General features: G+C 48.9%; 15 protein-coding genes. 1 reads left to right on the top strand and 14 read right to left on the bottom strand.

Translation table 11 applies throughout. From position 1 onward, the window contains the following. Positions 1-72: 72 nt before the first annotated feature. From polA to GI364_RS19110, 14 genes are all read right to left on the bottom strand, one after another. Entirely contained in the window at positions 73-2,736 is a 2,664-nt protein-coding gene (polA, locus tag GI364_RS19045; RefSeq protein WP_198850784.1) for a DNA polymerase I, read from the bottom strand. A 218-nt stretch (positions 2,737-2,954) separates the two neighbouring features. Then, the gene (gene mdh / locus GI364_RS19050; RefSeq protein ID WP_198850785.1) at positions 2,955-3,899 is read right to left on the bottom strand and encodes a malate dehydrogenase; all 945 of its coding nucleotides are present in this window, start codon (positions 3,897-3,899) and stop codon (positions 2,955-2,957) included. A 146-nt stretch (positions 3,900-4,045) separates the two neighbouring features. Next, complete coding sequence (gene icd, locus GI364_RS19055; RefSeq protein WP_198850786.1) at positions 4,046-5,341, bottom strand: NADP-dependent isocitrate dehydrogenase; 1,296 nt, start codon at positions 5,339-5,341, stop codon at positions 4,046-4,048. Positions 5,342-5,536: 195 nt separating this feature from the next. Continuing rightward, positions 5,537-6,724, bottom strand: coding sequence for a sensor histidine kinase (locus GI364_RS19060; RefSeq protein ID WP_198850787.1), 1,188 nt, complete (start codon positions 6,722-6,724; stop codon positions 5,537-5,539). 16 nt (positions 6,725-6,740) lie between these two features. After that, positions 6,741-7,409, bottom strand: coding sequence for a response regulator transcription factor (locus tag GI364_RS19065; protein WP_198850788.1), 669 nt, complete (start codon positions 7,407-7,409; stop codon positions 6,741-6,743). A gap of 70 nt (positions 7,410-7,479) precedes the next feature. After that, complete coding sequence (gene trpS, locus GI364_RS19070; protein WP_198850789.1) at positions 7,480-8,460, bottom strand: tryptophan--tRNA ligase; 981 nt, start codon at positions 8,458-8,460, stop codon at positions 7,480-7,482. 224 nt (positions 8,461-8,684) lie between these two features. Further along, on the bottom strand, positions 8,685-10,439 hold the full coding sequence (gene pyk, locus GI364_RS19075) for a pyruvate kinase (RefSeq protein ID WP_198850790.1): 1,755 nt from the start codon (positions 10,437-10,439) through the stop codon (positions 8,685-8,687). A gap of 71 nt (positions 10,440-10,510) precedes the next feature. After that, positions 10,511-11,470 (bottom strand): 6-phosphofructokinase, encoded by a 960-nt coding sequence (gene pfkA, locus GI364_RS19080; RefSeq protein ID WP_198850791.1) that lies wholly within the window; start codon positions 11,468-11,470, stop codon positions 10,511-10,513. 155 nt (positions 11,471-11,625) lie between these two features. Beyond that, complete coding sequence (locus GI364_RS19085; protein WP_198850792.1) at positions 11,626-12,579, bottom strand: acetyl-CoA carboxylase carboxyltransferase subunit alpha; 954 nt, start codon at positions 12,577-12,579, stop codon at positions 11,626-11,628. Further along, entirely contained in the window at positions 12,569-13,465 is an 897-nt protein-coding gene (gene accD / locus GI364_RS19090) for an acetyl-CoA carboxylase, carboxyltransferase subunit beta (RefSeq protein WP_198850793.1), read from the bottom strand. Before accD ends, GI364_RS19085 begins: the two co-directional genes overlap by 11 nt. A gap of 43 nt (positions 13,466-13,508) precedes the next feature. Further along, positions 13,509-13,700: a glutamate decarboxylase gene (locus GI364_RS19095; RefSeq protein ID WP_198850794.1), complete on the bottom strand. Its 192-nt coding sequence runs from the start codon at positions 13,698-13,700 to the stop codon at positions 13,509-13,511. 74 nt (positions 13,701-13,774) lie between these two features. After that, positions 13,775-14,272: a phosphatidylglycerophosphatase A family protein gene (locus GI364_RS19100; RefSeq protein ID WP_198850795.1), complete on the bottom strand. Its 498-nt coding sequence runs from the start codon at positions 14,270-14,272 to the stop codon at positions 13,775-13,777. 3 nt (positions 14,273-14,275) lie between these two features. Then, positions 14,276-17,389 carry a DNA polymerase III subunit alpha gene (dnaE, locus tag GI364_RS19105; RefSeq protein WP_198850796.1) on the bottom strand — a complete coding sequence of 1,038 codons (3,114 nt, stop codon included), beginning with the start codon at positions 17,387-17,389 and terminating at the stop codon, positions 14,276-14,278. Positions 17,390-17,394: 5 nt separating this feature from the next. Then, positions 17,395-18,699 (bottom strand): DRTGG domain-containing protein, encoded by a 1,305-nt coding sequence (locus GI364_RS19110; RefSeq protein WP_198850797.1) that lies wholly within the window; start codon positions 18,697-18,699, stop codon positions 17,395-17,397. A 179-nt stretch (positions 18,700-18,878) separates the two neighbouring features. Between GI364_RS19110 and GI364_RS19115 the strand changes: the two genes are divergently transcribed. Continuing rightward, positions 18,879-19,103 (top strand): hypothetical protein, encoded by a 225-nt coding sequence (locus GI364_RS19115; RefSeq protein WP_198850798.1) that lies wholly within the window; start codon positions 18,879-18,881, stop codon positions 19,101-19,103. The last annotated feature ends 7 nt before the right edge of the window (positions 19,104-19,110 follow it).

Below are 19,110 nucleotides of genomic sequence, written 5' to 3' on the forward strand. Positions count from 1 at the left end.
CTCACTTGACCTCATAATATCAGCGAACCTCCGTTCACTTGGCTTCGTACCATACTACTCGCGAAGCTCCGTTCACTTGGCCTCGTACCAGGTCTTCCCCACATTGATATCCACTCTAAGCGGTACATTAAGAGCTACGGCGTTTTCCATATTCTCTTCCACCAGGGCTGTGAGTTCTTGAACCTCTTTTTCTGGACATTCAAAAATTAACTCATCGTGTACTTGCAACATCATTCTTGAGGAGAGATTAGAATCGGAAAGAGCCTTGTCAATCTTCACCATTGCCAGTTTTATTACGTCTGCTGCAGTTCCCTGAATAGGGGTATTCATGGCTGTCCGTTCAGCAAAGCTTCGCAAGTTGTAGTTACGATGATGGATGTCAGGCAAATACCTGCGCCGGTTTAACAGTGTTGTCACGTAGCCGTCCTTGCGAGCTGCTTCTACAATCTCCTTCATATACTTTGCAACTCCAGGAAACTTATCAAAATAGTCTTTAATTAATTGACCGGCATGAGCTCTGGTAATCCCTAGGTTTTGAGACAAACCATAGTCGCTGATACCATAGACGATGCCGAAGTTGACCGCTTTCGCTTGACGGCGCAAGAAGGAATCAACCTCCTCCGGTGCGACCTCAAAGACTGTGGCTGCGGTGCTGGTGTGAATATCCATGTTATTTCGGAATGCCTCTATAAGCGCATCGTCACCAGAAAGATGTGCGAGAATGCGCAGTTCTACCTGCGAATAGTCAGCTGATACAATAACCCAATCTGGATAACTAGGCTCAAAGGCTTGTCGCAGCTTTCTGCCTTCTTCCATTCGAATAGGGATATTCTGCAAATTCGGTTCACTGCTCGACAATCGTCCGGTTGCGGTTAGCGTCTGATGGAACCTTGTATAGACACGCCCGGTATCCGGCCGAATCACCTTGAGCAGGCCCTCGACATAAGTAGACTGTAGTTTGCCAAGCTGCCTGTAATCCAAAATTTTTTGAACCACGTCATGATAAGGAGCCAATTTCTCCAGTACATCAGCACTGGTCGAATAACCGGTCTTGGTCTTTTTTTGCGGAGGCAAAGCAAGCTTGTCAAACAGCACCTCACCCAGCTGCTTGGGTGAGTTGATATTAAACTCGCTGCCGGCCAATTCATAAATCTGTTTCATTAGCTCCTGCAATTGAATTGTTAATTCAGAACCGTAACGTTTTAACCAATCAGCGTTGACTTGAAAACCCAGGGTCTCCATTTTCGCGAGTACTAAGGCTAAGGGAAACTCGACCTTGTGGTAGAGATCGTCCAGTTCTTGTGCCGCCAAAGCGCTGCGAAAGTGTTTGCGGAGGTCTGGCAGCATGGACGTGATTCTGACCAGCTCTTCCTTGCTGTTCTCATAGCGCAGCCCGCCGGCAGGAATATGAAGCTCACGCTCAACCAGACTTTCCAAGGTAAGCTCTCCGTCAGAAGGATTCAACAAATACCCTGCAATCATTGTGTCGTACCAGCCCTCATCAACACCAACGGTATGTCCATGACTGTCGAGAATCACCGCCAAGGACTTGACATTAAAGACGGATTTATCCAGTTCATCCGACCACAGCGGCTTTAGGTCCGCGACACTCAGCTCTTCCTCAAAAGAAACGTAGTAGCCTCTATCTCTATCGCTAACGGCCATGCCTTTCAAATCTGCTACATGGTAATTTTCGCTGTCTAAATCAGGCATAACGCCCATGTGTCCATTCAGGTCATGCCACATGGTTTCCAAGTCTTTTCTCTTCGAAATGTAGGCAACCGACAGGTCATTGGCAGGATGCGAAGCCAAAGAACTACCTTCGTTGTCGTCTTGAGCATCATTCGCCGTCGAATTGTCGATTTCCCCGGAAATCTTGTCGACAAGACTCTTGAATCCCAAGTCGACAAAAACCTTACGCACTTGGCCTGCATCATAGCCCTTATATTCTAATTCATCCAAAGTTATGGAAATCGGTACTTCCCGCGTGATTGTAGCCAGTCGTTTAGAGAGCAATGCCTGATCGCGGTTCTCATTTAACCTCTCACGAAGTTTCGGTCCCGACACCTCGTCGATGTGATTAAGAACTTCTTCCACACTATGGTACTGCTTCAGTAGTTTTATGGCCGTTTTCTCGCCAACCCCTGGAACTCCGGGGATATTATCAGAGTTGTCACCCATCAAGCCCTTCAGATCTATAATCTGTAAAGGCGTGAGTTCAAATCGTTCTTTCACTGCCTCAACATCATAGTATTTCACATCGGTAATTCCCTTGCGCGTCAATGCTGCATGGACGGTATCTGTTACAAGTTGCAGCAAGTCTTTATCTCCTGAGACCACAACCGTATGCAAGCCGGCCGCTTCACTCATCGATGCAAGGGTGCCGATGATGTCGTCTGCCTCATAGTTTTCGATTTCAATCACAGGAATCGCCAGTGCATCAACAACCTGTTTTACCAGAGGAAATTGCTCTGAGAGCTCACTGGGCGTCTTTTGGCGGGTGCCCTTGTAAGCCTGGTACACTTCATGACGAAAATTTTTCTTTCCTTTGTCGAAAGCGACGGCAATATGCGTGGGTTGTTCGTCCTGTAACAGTTTTAAGAGCATTTGTGTAAAACCGTACACGGCATTTGTGTACTGTCCTTTTGCATTTGAAAGTTCTGGCAACGCAAAAAAGGCGCGATACGCAATGCTGTTCCCGTCTATCACAACCAATTTTGAATTTGGTTTGGTCATAAAGCACCCCACATCCACCGGATTCAAAGCTTCAATTCCACCGCCAACATTGTATCATATCGGCGGCATTCGTACCCCCGTCTAAACGATTCGAACCAATACTAAAGCAGACTGCCAAAGGGGCAGTCTGCAACAGTTGTGCATGGATTGTGCATTGACACTACGTACATTCTGATTTCGAATGTGGTCTTTGCAGATGAGATGATTTCGCAAGTACTTTACGAATTGGCGGAAACTACTTCGACAACATTTCGGACTGCTTGAGCTGACTTGTCGAGTGCTTCTTTTTCTTCTGGAAGTAGTTCGAGCTCGAAGATTTTTTCAATCCCATTGCCGCCTAAAACTGTTGGGACGCCAAGGAACAAATCGTTGTAGCCGTATTCACCTTCCAGTAATGCAATGGACGGCAAGACACGGCGCTTATCCAGTAGAATTGCCTCTGCCATTTGTGTTAAAGAAGCAGCCGGTGCATAGTAAGCACTGCCGTTTCCGAGTAAACCAACAATTTCTCCGCCGCCTTTGCGCGTCCGCTCTACAATTTCGTCAATACGCGTTTGAGGCAGCAACTTTTCTAACGGAATGCCGCCAACATAGGAATAGCGAACCAACGGAACCATGCTGTCGCCGTGAACACCCATAACGAACCCGGACACGTCTTCGACTGAAACGCCCAACTCTTCGGCTACGAACGTACAGAACCGAGACGTATCGAGAACGCCAGCCTGACCAATGACGCGGTTTTTAGGAAACCCGGAGGTCTTGTAGGCTTGATAGGTCATGGCATCAACAGGGTTGCTGAGAATGACTAGAATGGTATCTGGAGAATACTTCACGATTTGCTCTGTAACGGATTTAACGATACCCGCATTGGTTGAAACCAGGTCGTCTCGGCTCATGCCCGGCTTGCGTGGAATGCCTGCAGTAATGATGACGAGATCGGAATCAGCCGTATCCTCATAGCTCGAGGTGCCTATCACATGCACGTCTGCACCGACTACGGGCATTGCTTCCTGGATGTCTAGAGCCTTTCCCTTGGTGGGGTTCTCCATTTGAGGAATGTCGACAAGTACGACATCTCCCAGTTGTTTTTGGGCAAGCATCAATGCTGTTGTCGCTCCCGTAAACCCAGCTCCAATTACGGAAATCTTTTTGCGTTTAATCATTCTTTCTACCTCCCACAGTTTAATATGTGAAACTGTATCATGTGAAGCAGAGTGACCTAGTTGAACGCGATACCGCACAAAAGCAAGACCTTACATCTACCCAAAGACCCGGTTTACATCCGTAATGGACCTGAAGTCAAACGAGCTTACAGATTTCGAATAAGCGCATCCGCAAAACCGGACGTCTTGACTTCTGTGGCACCCTCCATCAGGCGAGCAAAGTCGTAGGTGACAACTTTTTCTTCAATGGTTTTCTCCAAAGAACGCGTAATTAAATCGGCTGCTTCATTCCAACCCATGTATTCCAGCATCATAACACCGGATAAAATCAGCGACCCAGGATTCACTTTGTCCAATCCTGCATATTTTGGTGCGGTTCCGTGGGTGGCTTCGAAAACAGCCCAACCGTTTTCGTAATTAATGTTGGCGCCAGGTGCAATACCGATGCCGCCAACTTGTGCTGCCAATGCATCAGAGACGTAGTCGCCATTCAAATTCAAGGTTGCGATGACGTCGTACTCAGCAGGACGTGTCAGAATCTGCTGCAAAAATGCATCTGCAATGACGTCTTTTACAAGCAGTTTCCCACTGTTGAGGGCTTCATTTTGAGCAGCGTCTGCAGCCTCTTTGCCTTGCTCATCTTTGATGCGGTCATATTGCCACCAGGTGAACACTTTGTCTGCATATTCTTTTTCAGCCAACTCATAGCCCCAATTTTTAAAGGAGCCTTCAGTAAACTTCATGATGTTGCCCTTGTGAACCAGGGTTACGCTCTTGCGGCCGTGCAATAAGGCAAAGTCAATAGCTGCCCGAACGAGCCGCTCTGTACCTTCTTTCGATACAGGTTTAATGCCGATACCAGATGTTTCTGGAAAACGGATTTTTGTGACACCCATGTCTTTGGTCAAGAATTCAACAACTTTATGAACGTCGTCCGTTCCTTCCTGCCATTCAACACCAGCGTAAATATCCTCTGAATTCTCTCTAAAAATGACCATATCTACGAGTTCGGGTTTCTTTACAGGTGATGGAACGCCGTCAAAATATCGTACCGGGCGCTGACACACATATAGATCTAACTCCTGTCGCAGTGCAACGTTCAACGAACGAATTCCACCGCCGACAGGAGTTGTCAAAGGTCCTTTTATGCCGACTAAATATGTAGATAAGGCCGTTAGTGTGTCCTCAGGCAGCCATTCACCGTACTTTTCGTAGGATTTCTCACCGGCGTACACTTCATACCAAGCAATTTCTCGTTGGCCGTTGTATGCCTTCTTGACTGCTGCGTCGAAAACTCTCTTACTTGCTCTCCAGATGTCCGGACCCGTTCCGTCTCCTTCAATAAAGGGGAGAATTGGGTTGTTTGGAACATGCAATTCGCCGTTATCCATCGTAATGGCTTCGCCAGCTGTCGGTGCAGTGTACTTCTTAAACTCAACCATTGGAGGCCCTCCCTATGTTTCACTTACGTGGCTCTTTGGGGTGGGTATTCAACCGTTTTGCCTAGTCCAATTGGAATACCCTTTTGGATCATACCACAGGCATTTTAGGTTGAAAAATCACCTATTTTTCAGATAATACAGGTAATTGCACATAGGAATTGACAAGTATCTTCCCACTGACTATAAAGTGCAACCTTAGTCCTTCGGTACCAGTGCAGGGACGCGTACCGTCGCAGTCACTTCTGAACCCGTCTGTGTCAACTCCACAGTCCCTCCCATCGACTCAACTAACCTGTGAACAATGGAAATGCCAAATCCAGTAAAATTCTTAGAGTGCAATTCATGAGTTACGTAGGTTTGTGCAGGGACTTCGTTCGTGACGACTAACTGCACCAGTCTGTCTGTTCTTGTAAGATGCCACGAGGCTTGGGACGGTGTTGCAGCGTGATCGACCACATTTTTTAGAAGAGTACTGACAAGTCGCTTCCAATACTCCGGGTTGGTCTCCACAAACACACCTTGCTCAGCCTTTCCTGAAAGCACAATCCCGTTGCGCTCGGCCAGAATGCACAGTCGGACGGCAACTTCCTCCGTCAAGTCAGAGACGGCAACTGGTTCAACGTCCTCTGTTGGCAACGAGCGGAGCTTTGCCAGGTAAAGAATGTCTTGAATCAAGTCAGAAGCGTGAAGAACTTCATACTGCAACTGTTCCCTGAGGGCGGGTTGTTCAACCTGAGCAGAGAGTACGTTCAGTGTAGCCAAAGGTGTTTGCATTTCGTGGGAGAGTTCCGTCATCAGATTCTGTTGCATGTTGAACATATCTAGGGCGGGATTCAGGACCCGGCGACCCAGCCACAAGTTGAGACCCAATGCCACCATCATACCGATTGCTCCTGACAGAAGCATTAGTTGAAGTGCCCTGTGGAGCGTATGTTCTTGGGCCCAAATCGACTTGATAACGTGGATTGTAAAAGTCTTGTCGTGGTATGTCCAAGTTGTCGAATAGACCAAATACGGCAATTCGTGATACTCCAACACATGATGAGATCCGCCGCTGGCTAAGTCGAGCTGTAACTGCTTTGCAGAAGTAGGCAGTGTGGCTGAAGAAGCAACAACTTTATGACGATTTAGAATCAAAAAATAGATGTGCTGGCCCTTGTCGTCATGCAAATGGTATTTCTTAGGTTCATGCTTGGAGTCAATCAAATAGGGACTTGCAACCAGCGTCTCTATCTCCGGCAGTTCAGACTGTAGGTCTACCTTTTCATCGTGCCGGAGTTGCGCCCGAAGTTCCCAATACACACTGCCGCCGATGACTAGAAAGAGCGCTAACGTGCTCGCCATCAACATTGTGGCAATCTGCCAGTATACCCTTCGAAACATAACCGTCCTCCAGCCCCTAGTTTAGCCGATAGCCCTGACCGCGCACGGTTTGGATTGCAGACTTGAGTCCCACCGAATCGCATTTTTTGCGCAGAAAATAGATGTACGTGTCCAGTGCATTGTCTGCGACCTCGGCGTCAGGTCCCCAAACATGAGCGAGCAGTTGATCACGTGTGAGAACTTGACCCTGGTTCCTTACCAGATACTCAAGCAGCAAAAACTCCTTGCTGGAGAGTTCAGCCGTTTTCTCCTTCATCGACAGCGTTCTGGACTTCCTGTGCAGGACGGCATTTCCAATATGAATTTCGTCGGAACTCTTCGTAGGAGCGGAACGACGAACCAGCGCCTTTACGCGCGCCAACAACTCCTCGTTGTCAAACGGCTTCCCAAGGTAGTCATCGGCACCTGCGTTCAGTCCACGAACGCGATCGTCTGTGTTGTTTTGAACGGTCAACACCAAAATCGGAGTGACACATCCCATTTCTCTAGCTTCCTCTATCAACTCAATTCCGTTGCCATCCGGCAACCTTACGTCCACAACAAAACAGTCGTACACTCCAGTGCTGACGGCATCTAATCCATCGTAAACTGTAGATCTCCAGTCCACTGTGATATTTTCCCGCTCCAACAGTTCTGAAATCGCTCTAGCGAGATGGCGCTCATCTTCTATTAGCAAGACTCTCATGCCATTCTCCTCTTTTGACCAGGATTTGAGACAACCTCACTCTACTTTACTACAGTTTGCGGGGCAGGTGTCATAGAATGAACCCAAATTTCTCTTTCACATCCCGCAGCGTAGCTGAACTCTTTTCGCGTGCCCGCTCTGCCCCCAGTTTGAGAATGGCGTCCAGTTCAGTGGAATTCAGCAGTTCCTGGTAACGCTCCTGAATTGGTGCCAATTTATCGACAACCACTTCAGCCAACTCTTTCTTAAATGGACCGTACCCAGCACCCCGGTACTGCTGTTCCAAGTCGTTGATGGACTTGTCCGCAAACAAGGAATAGATGGTGAGCAAGTTACTGATGGCAGATTTGTGTTCTGGGTCATAGCGAACTTCGCGCTCAGAATCTGTGACAGCCCGGGAGATTTTCTTGCGGATTACAGAAGGACTGTCCAACATTGATACAAATGCGTTGATGTTTTCATCACTTTTGCTCATCTTCTTCGCCGGGTCGTCGAGGCTCATAATACGTCCTCCGATTTTCGGAATGTATGGATCCGGTATCGTAAAGGCGTCTCCGTACTGACGGTTAAAACGCTCTGCAATATTGCGTGTCAATTCAAGATGCTGCTTTTGATCCTCTCCGACGGGTACAAGGTCAGTCTGGTATAACAGGATGTCGGCAGCCATGAGTGCCGGGTATGTATAGAGTCCTGCGGTCACCACGGATTTTTTGCTGGATTTATCCTTAAACTGTGTCATCCGGCCGAGTTCACCGTAATACGCGACACATTGAAGCATCCAACCTAGCTCAGCGTGACCTGGTACATGCGACTGCACAAACAATGTTGACTTATCTGGATTGATGCCTGCAGCGAGATACAACGCTGCCAGACTACGAGTGTTTTGCTTTAACTGCTCTGGGTCTTGGGGCACTGTAATAGCATGCAGGTCAACAATGCAAAATACACAATCGGCTTCGTCCTGCAAACGTACAAAATTCTTCATAGCACCTAAGTAATTGCCGATTGTCATGGTACCGCTGGGTTGGATTCCTGAAAATACTCGCTGCATTGTGTTCACTCCTGTTAATTGTCCATATGTCGGCAATTATACCGTATGTGTGCCGAGGGTGCTAACGTGAAACAATTCACTTACGGGCTGCGGGTCTCGGCGGATGCCAGAACCAGCCTCCTTCGAAAAAGGACTATTCCGCCGCGATTTGAGTGACATCGCTTTGGAACAGTCCTTGAGGCATCATGTGCAGAGTACTGCGTTTCACAAATTGGGTACTGACATTATAAGACGGTAGCAAACCCTCGATAAACGAGTCCGTGCTGCGGATCCACTGTAACGGATTGACCATCTGCTACCAAAGCCATAGCGTCTTTCGCACCTACAATAACCGGCTTGCCTAAGTTTAATCCAATGACTGCGGCCTCTGAAGTCATCCCACCGGCTTCAGCAATTACGGCAGATGCCCGCTCCACAGCAGGAACGGCATCCTTGTCAATGCCGACAGTGACAATGACATCGCCTTCCTGTACCCTTTCCAGCAGTTTGGCGGTAGACTTCTCAACCACAGCTTTGCCGCTTGCTGCGCGTTGACCAATCCCCGTACCCTTTACCAGCACTTCACCTATAGTATGTACTTTAATGAGGTTTGTAGTGCCATGTTGTCCAACAGGTACCCCGGCAATGATAATCACCATATCTCCGTGATTGACATACCCTGCGTTTAAAGCACCTTCTACTGCCGTTTCGAGAACTTCGTCTGTCGATTTTGCATCGGGAACCACCACTGGATAGACCCCAGAACTAACAGCCAAACGGCGCGCAACCTTTGCGGACGGAGTTGATGCAACTATCAGTGTTTCCGGTCGGTGTTTCGAAATCATGCGGGCGGTGTGGCCGGAGTGTGTCGCTGTCAAGACAGCGCGTACGCCTAATTCCGAAGCCATGGATTCCACGGCCTGGCCAATGACATCGGTGACCGTCTTCTCCACGCTGTCGCTGTGGCGGCTGTTCACTTCATGAGACAAAAGCGCTTGTTCTGCTCGCTCAGCAATCTGCGCCATGGTACTTACCGATTCAAAAGGATAACGGCCGGCAGCTGTTTCCCCTGACAGCATGATAGCGTCAGTGCCGTCAAAAATCGCGTTCGCAACGTCGCTTGCTTCTGCTCTCGTTGGTCTGGGATTTCTCTGCATTGAGTCAAGCATTTGTGTCGCAGTAATGACCGGCTTCCCAAATTTGTTGCACAGCTTAATCATGCGTTTTTGGGCAAGGGGTACCTCTTCTGTCGGAATTTCAACACCAAGGTCCCCACGAGCTACCATAATGCCGTCAGATACTTCCACGATTTCATCGAGTCTGTCCATGCCCTCTTGCGTTTCAATCTTGGAAATAATATCCGCGTGATAGTTGCCTTTTTCCAACAAGCCGCGAACTTCTAAGACGTCGCCAGCCTTGCGTACAAATGAGGCTGCAATAAAATCAACACCCTGCTCCATTCCGAATTGAATGTCTGCTTTGTCCTTCTCGGTAACGCCAGGAATGCGCAGGGTTACTCCCGGCACATTGATTCCTTTGTTGTTTTTTAGCGGACCTCCGTTTGTCACCCGACAGACAATGTCAGTTCCTTCTGTCCGCTCTACTTCGAGACCAATTAATCCGTCGTCAATTCTTATGGGAGCCCCAGGATACACATCCTCCAGCAGTCCCTTGTAAGAAATCGACACCCGTTCCTTCGTTCCTATTTCCAACTCATCAATGGTCAGTCGAAGCGTGTCTCCGTCTTGAAGTTCAACTTCTCCATTCTCAATTTTTCCGGTCCGGATTTTCGGGCCTTTGATATCCAACATAATACCTACATGCTTACCAACAGCCTTTGCAGCTTCGCGAATTCTTTGGATGCGCAGCGCATGCTCTTCGTAGGTTCCGTGTGAAAAGTTTAAACGAGCTACGTCCAGCCCAGCCTCAATCAAGGATTTCAACATTTCCGGGCTTTCACTTGCAGGGCCAATGGTGCAGACAATCTTTGTACGTCGCATCCGTTTCTCCTCCGATTTCATTGCTTATTTCAAGTTCATGTACTTGCTTCACTGCGCGAATTTGAGTCCTACTATATAGACAGGATACTTGACAAACCGTACAAGCGTTCATCAGGTTTTCGAGGTGTCGTAAACACAGTGTCAAAGTCGACTGCACTGAGCACCCCGTTTTGTGTGCCTGCCATTTTCCCACTGATGCCTTCCCGCAATAAGTTTACCGCATGAGAGCCAAGTTGACTCGCTAAAATTCTGTCTGTGGATGAAGGGGGGCCTCCTCGCTGAATATGCCCCAGCACGGTCACACGTACGTCGAAGCCCGTGTGTTCAGAGAGGTATTGCCCTATCTCCATTCCGTTACCGGCTCCCTCTGCCACAACAATGATAGAGTGTTTTTTGCCGCGAGACACACCCCTGTCCAGCTTTTGAATCACTTCTTCAATTTTGTACGGGACCTCTGGAATTAAGATGGACTCAGCCCCGCCGGCCAAACCAGCGTAAAGCGCAATGTCACCTGCGTTGCGCCCCATCACTTGTACGACGTATGTGCGTTCATGAGACGTGGCTGTATCACGAATCTTGTCGATGGCATCAATCGCTGTATTCACGGCCGTATCAAACCCAATAGTGGTATCGCAACACGGAATGTCATTGTCAATCGTTCCCGGAACACCGATGGTGGGAAAGCCAAGGTTGTGAAGTGCCTGAGCACCATGAAAGGACCCGTCTCCGCCAATGACAACCAGGCCTTCAATCCCCGCCTGCTTCAGTCTTTCCAATCCTTGCTTCTGACCATCCGGAGTTTTAAATTCCTCGCAGCGGGCCGTGTATAAGATGGTGCCCCCACGCTGAATAATATCTGCGACAGAGCCAAGGGTCATGTCAACGATTTCTCCGTTCATCAAACCGCTGTACCCGCGGTAAATCCCTGCTACTTCCATACCCGAATAAATAGCTGTTCTAACCACTGCTCTGACTGCCGCGTTCATTCCAGGGGAATCTCCGCCGCTGGTCAACACTCCGATTCGCTTCAATTGCAAACACCTCCAGGCTGTACGAATTTTGTCCCGCCGGGACTATTTACGTCCCCAAAGAGATATACGGAACTGACTGCAGATCCACACGTCATTGAGCAAAGTACGGGCCAGTACCTGCAGCCTTTGCAGGTACTGTTCATTCATTGCAAGTGTTACTCAGAATATACGCCCATGTTCCGATATTTATTGTAACGAGCTTCGAGCAACTCTGAAACAGACAACTGTGACAGTTCTCGAAGAGATTTCACAGCAATCTGCTTCACCGTCTCAATCATCTTATGCGGGTCTTTTTGAGCGCCCCCTGCGGGCTCCGGTACGAGTTGGTCCGCAACGCCAAAGTCGATTAAATCCTTGGCACCAATTTTCATTGTTTCTGCTGCTCTCGCCCCTTGAGTACTGTCCTTCCACAGGATGGCTGCAGCGGATTCGGGTGCAATCACGGAATACCACGCGTACTCGAGTACAAAGATTTGGTCCGTAACACCTAATCCCAGTGCACCCCCGCTTCCGCCTTCGCCCGTTACAAAGCACACCGTCGGCGTCTTGAGTCCTGCCATCTCTCGCAGATTGACAGCAATGGCTTCACTCTGACCGCGCTCTTCTGCAGACATTCCCGGATAAGCGCCGGCAGTATCGATAAACAAAATCACCGGCCTGCCGAATTTCTCCGCCTGCTTCATCAGTCGAAGGGCTTTACGGTAGCCTTCGGGATGTGCCATACCAAAGTTGCGATAAATGTTTTCTTTCGTATCTCGGCCCTTCTGATGGCCAATGACTGTTACGGGAGTGCCTTCAAGAACGCCGATGCCTCCAACGATGGCTGGATCATCCCGAAAGTTCCTGTCTCCGTGTAATTCAATAAACTCAGAACAGATTCCTTCAATGTATTCCAGAGTTGTTGGACGACCGGGTTGCCGTGCGATTTGTACACGTTGCCAAGGCGTTAACTCATCGTAAACCTGATTGGATAATGTCTGAAGTTGTTCCTCCAACTCCTGAATTTGCGCCGTCAGGTCCACTCCGCTGTCGGTCATAAAACTTCTCAACTGCTGTATCTTTGCTTGCAGTTCCTTTAGCGGTTTTTCAAAATCCAATTCACTCGGCATTGACCTTACCTCCCGGTGAATGAATGTGCAGGATGGTGGCCAATGTTTCCCGCAGCTCTTTGCGATGTACTACCTTATCTATCATTCCGTGCTTCAGCATAAACTCAGCCGTTTGAAAGTCGTCCGGCAGCTTTTGCCGAATCGTCTGTTCAATGACCCTTCGACCAGCAAACCCAAACAAAGCTCCGGGCTCTGCCAGAATAATGTCTCCGAGACTGGCAAAACTAGCACTTACGCCGCCTGTGGTCGGATGTGTAATAACAGAAATAAAAAGGGCACCGCGTTCATGCATCCGCTGCAATGCAGCCGACGTCTTAGCCATCTGCATCAGAGACAGCACGCCTTCCTGCATACGAGCCCCGCCTGATGCGGTAAACAAAACGAAAGGATGTCGCTCGTCTGCAGCCCGCTCCATCGCCCGGGTGATTTTTTCGCCCACTGCAGCGCCCATGCTTCCCATAATAAACCTGGAATCCATCACACCGATGCTGAGTGGATTACCGCCAAGCGTTCCATAGCCAGTAACGACCCCTTCAAGCAAATCTGAATCAGTTTGGGCTTTTCTTATCTTATCCATGTAACCAGGAAAGCCAAGGGGATCCTCGGAACTGACGTCTGCGTCATACTCTGTGAAACCTTCGTCGTCCAGCGTAGCAAGAATTCTCGAAGCAGCATCCATAGAAAAGTGGTAACCACAATGAGGACAAGTATGCAGATGCTTGTGTAATTCCTTGGCAATCAAAATTGCGCCGCAGGATTTACACTTGTTTACGATTCCTTTAGGAATACTATCTTTTTGTTGCTCACCATCAACCGGCCTGGTTGGGACTTCAACCTTGCCTATTGTGGCATAATGGCGTTTTTTATGAAACAAGTCTTTAAACACAATTTCACCTCGATTTCTCGAGAACCTACGTCAAGATAGGTGCTCAGTGCCCGTGCAGAATTTCATTCAAAACTTCCTGCACTTCATCCAGTTCCGTTTCGGGAACGACAATTTCATATTGTTGTTTGGACACGCCAGAGCCTCGAATCTTGGCTAAAAAGCCTTCAGCATTGAGTTTCTGCGTTACCTGATTGGCGAGCTTCTCCGACTGTGCGATATAAATGACAGTCCACATTGTCACCGCTCCTGTTTCTGTCGATAGCTTCAAGAATTATACCACGAATTACTCATGTTTCCGAACAAGCTGTGTCAGGATTTGTCCCGCTGCGAATCCTCATAGGACCTTGCGTGCCGTTGATGCGCCAGTCGAGCCGCGGCTGATGCTATGATGCTGGCAACGAGATCGTCCAAAAATACATGAATCTGGCCTTCGTGGTTGTTCAGCTTACCGATAATCCCTTGCTTGGTTTTGTCCAAATACCCGAAATTGGTCATTGCGATTGAACCATACACGTTTGTAATGGAAAGCGCAAGAATTTCATCAATACCGTAAAGCGGCTCATCCTGTTCCATAATTTTCTGCAAGGGCTCAGGCAGGTTCCCGGCCTCTGCCAGCATATCCAGTGCAATACCTGTATAAACTGCGTGCTGAACCTCTCTTTTTGTCAGTACTCGCCGTACATTTTCTTCACATTCTTCAAGTGTAAGAGTAGAATGGTACGGTTTCTGCAAACTAAAGACAATCTCGGCGAGTTGAGCAACCTCAACACCCCGGTCTTTGAGCATTTTAATCATTCCGTCCAGCATTGTCTATTCCTCCTGTGTTTGCGTCGAGGGCATCCGACCGATTTTCACATTCCCCATACCCACGATTTCCTCTAGTGCACCAATGAGTTCAGGAGAGAGTTCGACGGAGAACCGCTCTTCAAGCAGACGTGTTTTTCTCTTATCACTGTCATACAGAACCACTCGAGTTGCACCCGGTGCATCTGTTAACATTGTACGGACTTTTTTCAGGATTGTTTCCTTAACAGCCGCGGTTGAAGCGTGCTTTAAGGGAGCAGCAGACGGGGTCTTGACAGGCTGTGGACCATACCGAATGTACAAGACGTTCGGCGGCTTGGGGGACGAAGATTCCTGCCCGCCAGATGGATGTACAGTTCCATTTACAGGCTCCACTCTAGCGCTGTTCGCAGATTGATTCCCCCGGTCAAACTGAAGCCCCAGACCAGCCATTTGCTTACCTTCTGCGGCTTCATTGTAGGCTTCGCCCAACATGGATTTTTTCACCTCCGGAGAAACACTGGCGGGCAGAAAATCGTCTAACGCCCCTGCCTCAAGCAAGCTTTCCACCGCTTTACGATTGCAGGTTCGAGAGTTGATGCGTTGGAGAAAGTCGACCAGGGATGTAAATTGCCCGTTGTTTCGGACTTCCATGATGTTTTCGACTGCACTTTTGCCCACATTGCGGACAGATAAAAGTCCGGTTCGAATCACATTTTTCGATTCAACCGTATAGAGTACGTCGCTGGTTTGTACAGAAGGACTCAAGACTTCAATTTTATGTTTCTTGGCATCTTTTTTGTATTCCGCCTCTTTCCCAGCGTTGCCAACAGTCATTGACAGCAACGCTGCCAAAAAGTCCGGCAAGTAGTTAGCGCGAAGCCAGGCTGTGCGATACGACAACACGGCATATGCTGCCGCATGGCTCCGGTTATAGCCGTAATCTGCAAATCGTACGACCAAGTCATAGACTTGGTCTGCTGTTTCTTCATCATAGCCGTTTGCCACGGCCCCAGATACAAATGCAGACCTTTGTGCATCGAGCACATCGCGTTTCTTTTTGCCGACGGCCCGTCTCAGCAGGTCAGCCTGCCCAAGGCTAAACCCTGCCATCCTCGCAGCTATTTGCATGATTTGTTCCTGATAGACAATGACTCCGTATGTGTCTTTCAGAATCTGCTCCAAATCAGGATGTGGGTACGAAACGGGAATACGCCCGTGACGAGCCTTGATGAAAGTAGGGATATTCTCCATTGGCCCCGGCCTGTATAGAGAAATAACAGCAATCAAGTCTTCTAGTCGGGTTGGCCGCAAATCACGCAATACTCTCCGCACACCGGCCGATTCCAACTGAAAGCAACCCTCGGTCTCACCTCGCCCCAGCATTTGAAAGGTTGCCTTATCACCGTCAGGTATGCGCGTCCAATTGAGTGTCTTGCCTGTACGAGCCTTGATACTGTTAGCGGTGTTGTCAATGAGAGTGAGGGTCCTGAGGCCGAGAAAATCCATCTTCACAAGCCCGAGCGCCTCCACATCCTCCATATCGTATTGAGTTACAGGAATCCCGTCAGCGCCTTCTTGAACGGGCACCAAATCAGAGAGAACAAACGGGGAAATAACAACGCCGGCGGCATGAACAGAAGTGTGGCGAGGCAGACCTTCCAAAGCCAGCGCCTGCTCCCATAAGGGTTTGAGTCGTGACTCCGCCTGCAACAAATCATTTAAATCTTGGACTTCCTTTCGTGCCCGTTTCAAGGTCATGCCGGGGACACCGGGGACCAGTTTTGCAACGCGATCGACCAGTTTTGCATCTGTCTGCAACGCCCGGCCCACATCCCGTAAAGCCGCTCTGGCCGCCAGTGTTCCAAACGTACCAATCTGTGCGACCCGCTCTTGACCGTAGCGAGAGAGAACGTACTGAATGACCTCGTTGCGTCGCTCATATTCAAAATCCGTATCTATATCCGGCCAATTCACGCGCTCTGGATTGAGAAAACGTTCAAACAGAAGTCGGTTCGACAGCGGATCCACATCAGTAATGCGAAGACTGTATGCGACCAAGCTGCCTGCAGCAGAACCCCTTCCTGGGCCTGTTGAAATACCATTCTTGTGAGCAAATCGAATAAAGTCAGCCACCACCAGAAAGTAATCGGCAAATCCGAGGCGATTGATGATCTCCAGTTCATAATCCAGACGGTCTCTGAGTTCCTCGGTTTCCGTACCGTAACGCTGAAGCATCCCTACTCTCGCAGCCTTGGTCAACACTTCTGCAGCCGGTTCACCGCTAGAGGTGGGGTATTTGGGCATATGAGCTTGCCCAAGGGGCAATTCAACAGTACAACGCTCTGCAATGCGAAGGGTATTTTCAATTGCGTTCGGAATCTGACCCAGGCGCCGCTCCATTTCAGCAGGGCTTGCAAAGTCATGGCGGTTTCCTTGAAGTGGACTGTTCCACAGGCTGTTGTCAAGCTGTGACAAAGTCCGCTGAATACCTGCGTCTGTTTCATACAGGTAATGTACATCATTCGTTGCGACGACGGGAACCTGCGCTTCAGTTGCCCACTGCAGCAACTCGCGTAAAGCCTGCCGTTCGCTGGTCATACCGTGGTCTTGAACATCAATATAGAGGTGGCTGTGCCGCCAAATTTGATGCCAATCGTGCAACCACTCCCGGGCAGTTTGTGCCGACTGCTGTGCAAAACTCCTGGCAATCTGAGACTCACTGCCTGCAATCAATGCAATCACACCGTCTCTGTGACTGGCTGCCTCGGACAGGGTTACAACGGGGTTGCGATGCCGGGTATTGGCCAGCGATACGAGTTTCACCAAATTGCGGTAACCCTCCAATGATTCTGCCAGCAACACGGCTGCATCAATTTGCGGCCCACGCGGCCGCCCAAGGGCTGCTTCGTCTAAATCTTGGTCTTTACAAACAGACAATTGCACACCAAGTATGGGCTTGATACCTGCCTTGCGTGCTGCTTTATAAAATTTCACTGCACCGTACAAACCGTTTCTATCTGTCACCGCAACAGCAGGCGCATCATGCTCTACCGCCTGATTCACCAGTTGTGATATGCGCAGTGTACTCTCGCGAAGGGAATACTCGCTGTGAACATGCAAATGGACAAACGTAGACAATCCGCTCACCTTTCCAGCATCTGTGTCGTCAAGAGAGCTTTGACAGCGCGCTCATCACTGTCGTAGACTTCCACTTCAACCTTTCCAATGCGCCGGCCATAGTCGAGAATTCGGCAACGAATATCAATTGTCGTATCCACTGATACCGGCTTCAAAGAATACAGCGACACGTTATCCACCACCATATCAGACCTTCGGTTGCGCTGCAGGCATAAAACCGCGCCGTATTCAATCAGCGTGGTCAGGGTTCCAGTCCCTAAAATTCCGGCAGAACTCGTCATTTGCGGGGTAACCACACCCACCAGCGATAAGCTTCCGTCAGCGTGACGAACCTCTTGAAAGCGTTGGAGAACGCTGTCCACCAGCGTTTCTCCAACCTGTGGCTGCCTGTTCATGGACTGAAAAGCCTTTAATACATCCTGCCTGCTCAAAACGCCGACAAGCTGCCGATTTTCAACTACAGGCAAAAGTTCTATGCCCTCCCAGACCATCCGATGGGCTGCAGATGCAACCGTAGACTTCAATGATACGGAATAGGCTTGTCTCGCCATATGTTGATCAATCAAATCCGTTGGCTTTGCCTCGGCAACGTCTCGAGCCGTAATGATTCCAACTACTCGGCCTCGCTCGTCCACGACAGGCATCCGTCCATGCCCAGTGATGTCTACTAATTCAATGTATTTTTTTACCGTTGCCCCTGCGGATACGGTAGTGGGATTCCTCACAACAATATCTTCAACAAAAAGGATATCTTTCTTAATCAGTCGGTCGTAAATGGCTCTGTTTATCAGAGCTGCTGTGGTATATGTATCGTAAGTGCACGAAATCAGCGGAAGTTGTCTTTCATTGGCAAGCTTTTGGATTTCATCTGATGCGTCAAAATCACCAGTAATCAGAACTGCGGCCCCATTCTCCAAGGACAGTCTGTGTACTTGTTCGCGGTTCCCAACTATCATGAGACTCCCAGGTTCTATATAGCGACCAATGGCCTCTAACTGCATTGCACCAATGACAAATTTGTGCAGGGTTTTGTGAAGACCGTCTCGGCCTCCAAGGACCGTGCCCTCGACGATATTGACAACCTCTGCGAATGTCAGACGTTCAATATTTTTCTTTTCCTTCGTTTCGATACGAACTGTTCCGATGCGGTCAATTGCGCTGACGAGACCCCTTAGTTCGGCTTCCTTAATTGCCCTGTACGCTGTACCCTCACTGACTTCCAACCGCTTGGCGATGCGCCGAACTGAAATCCGCGTTCCTACTTCTAGCCCTTCAATGTAATCAAGTATCTGTTCGTGCTTTGTAGCCATGCCTACACCCCATCCGCAGCCATAAATCGTGTCATGGCCTATTATACACTTTGCTGTACACCGCTGCCTTTGCTGACCGCTCAGAACAAACAAAGGCTGAAAAACAGCTTTCAAGCGCCTCTGAAGGAGAGTAAGTTTTTGAAGACGGGACAAAATAATTCAGTCTATGGAGCTCACAAATGGTAGTCATGGAGATGTTGAAACTGAAACACATCATTCCGTTCCTTATGATGATGGCCTTCCTTGTCATGTTTTTCACACCTGTATACAGCGTCGTTGTATGGCTGCCGCAGCGAGCCGGCAAAACCCTGTGGTATGGATTGCCTTGGTTTATTGGCATTGTTCTGGTCTTTATCATCGCGAATGTAGCTTTAACCTTAAAATACAGAGAACACTATAAGTAAAGGTCTT

The organism is Alicyclobacillus sp. SO9 (genome assembly GCF_016406125.1).
Classification (GTDB): Bacteria; Bacillota; Bacilli; order Alicyclobacillales; family Alicyclobacillaceae; genus SO9.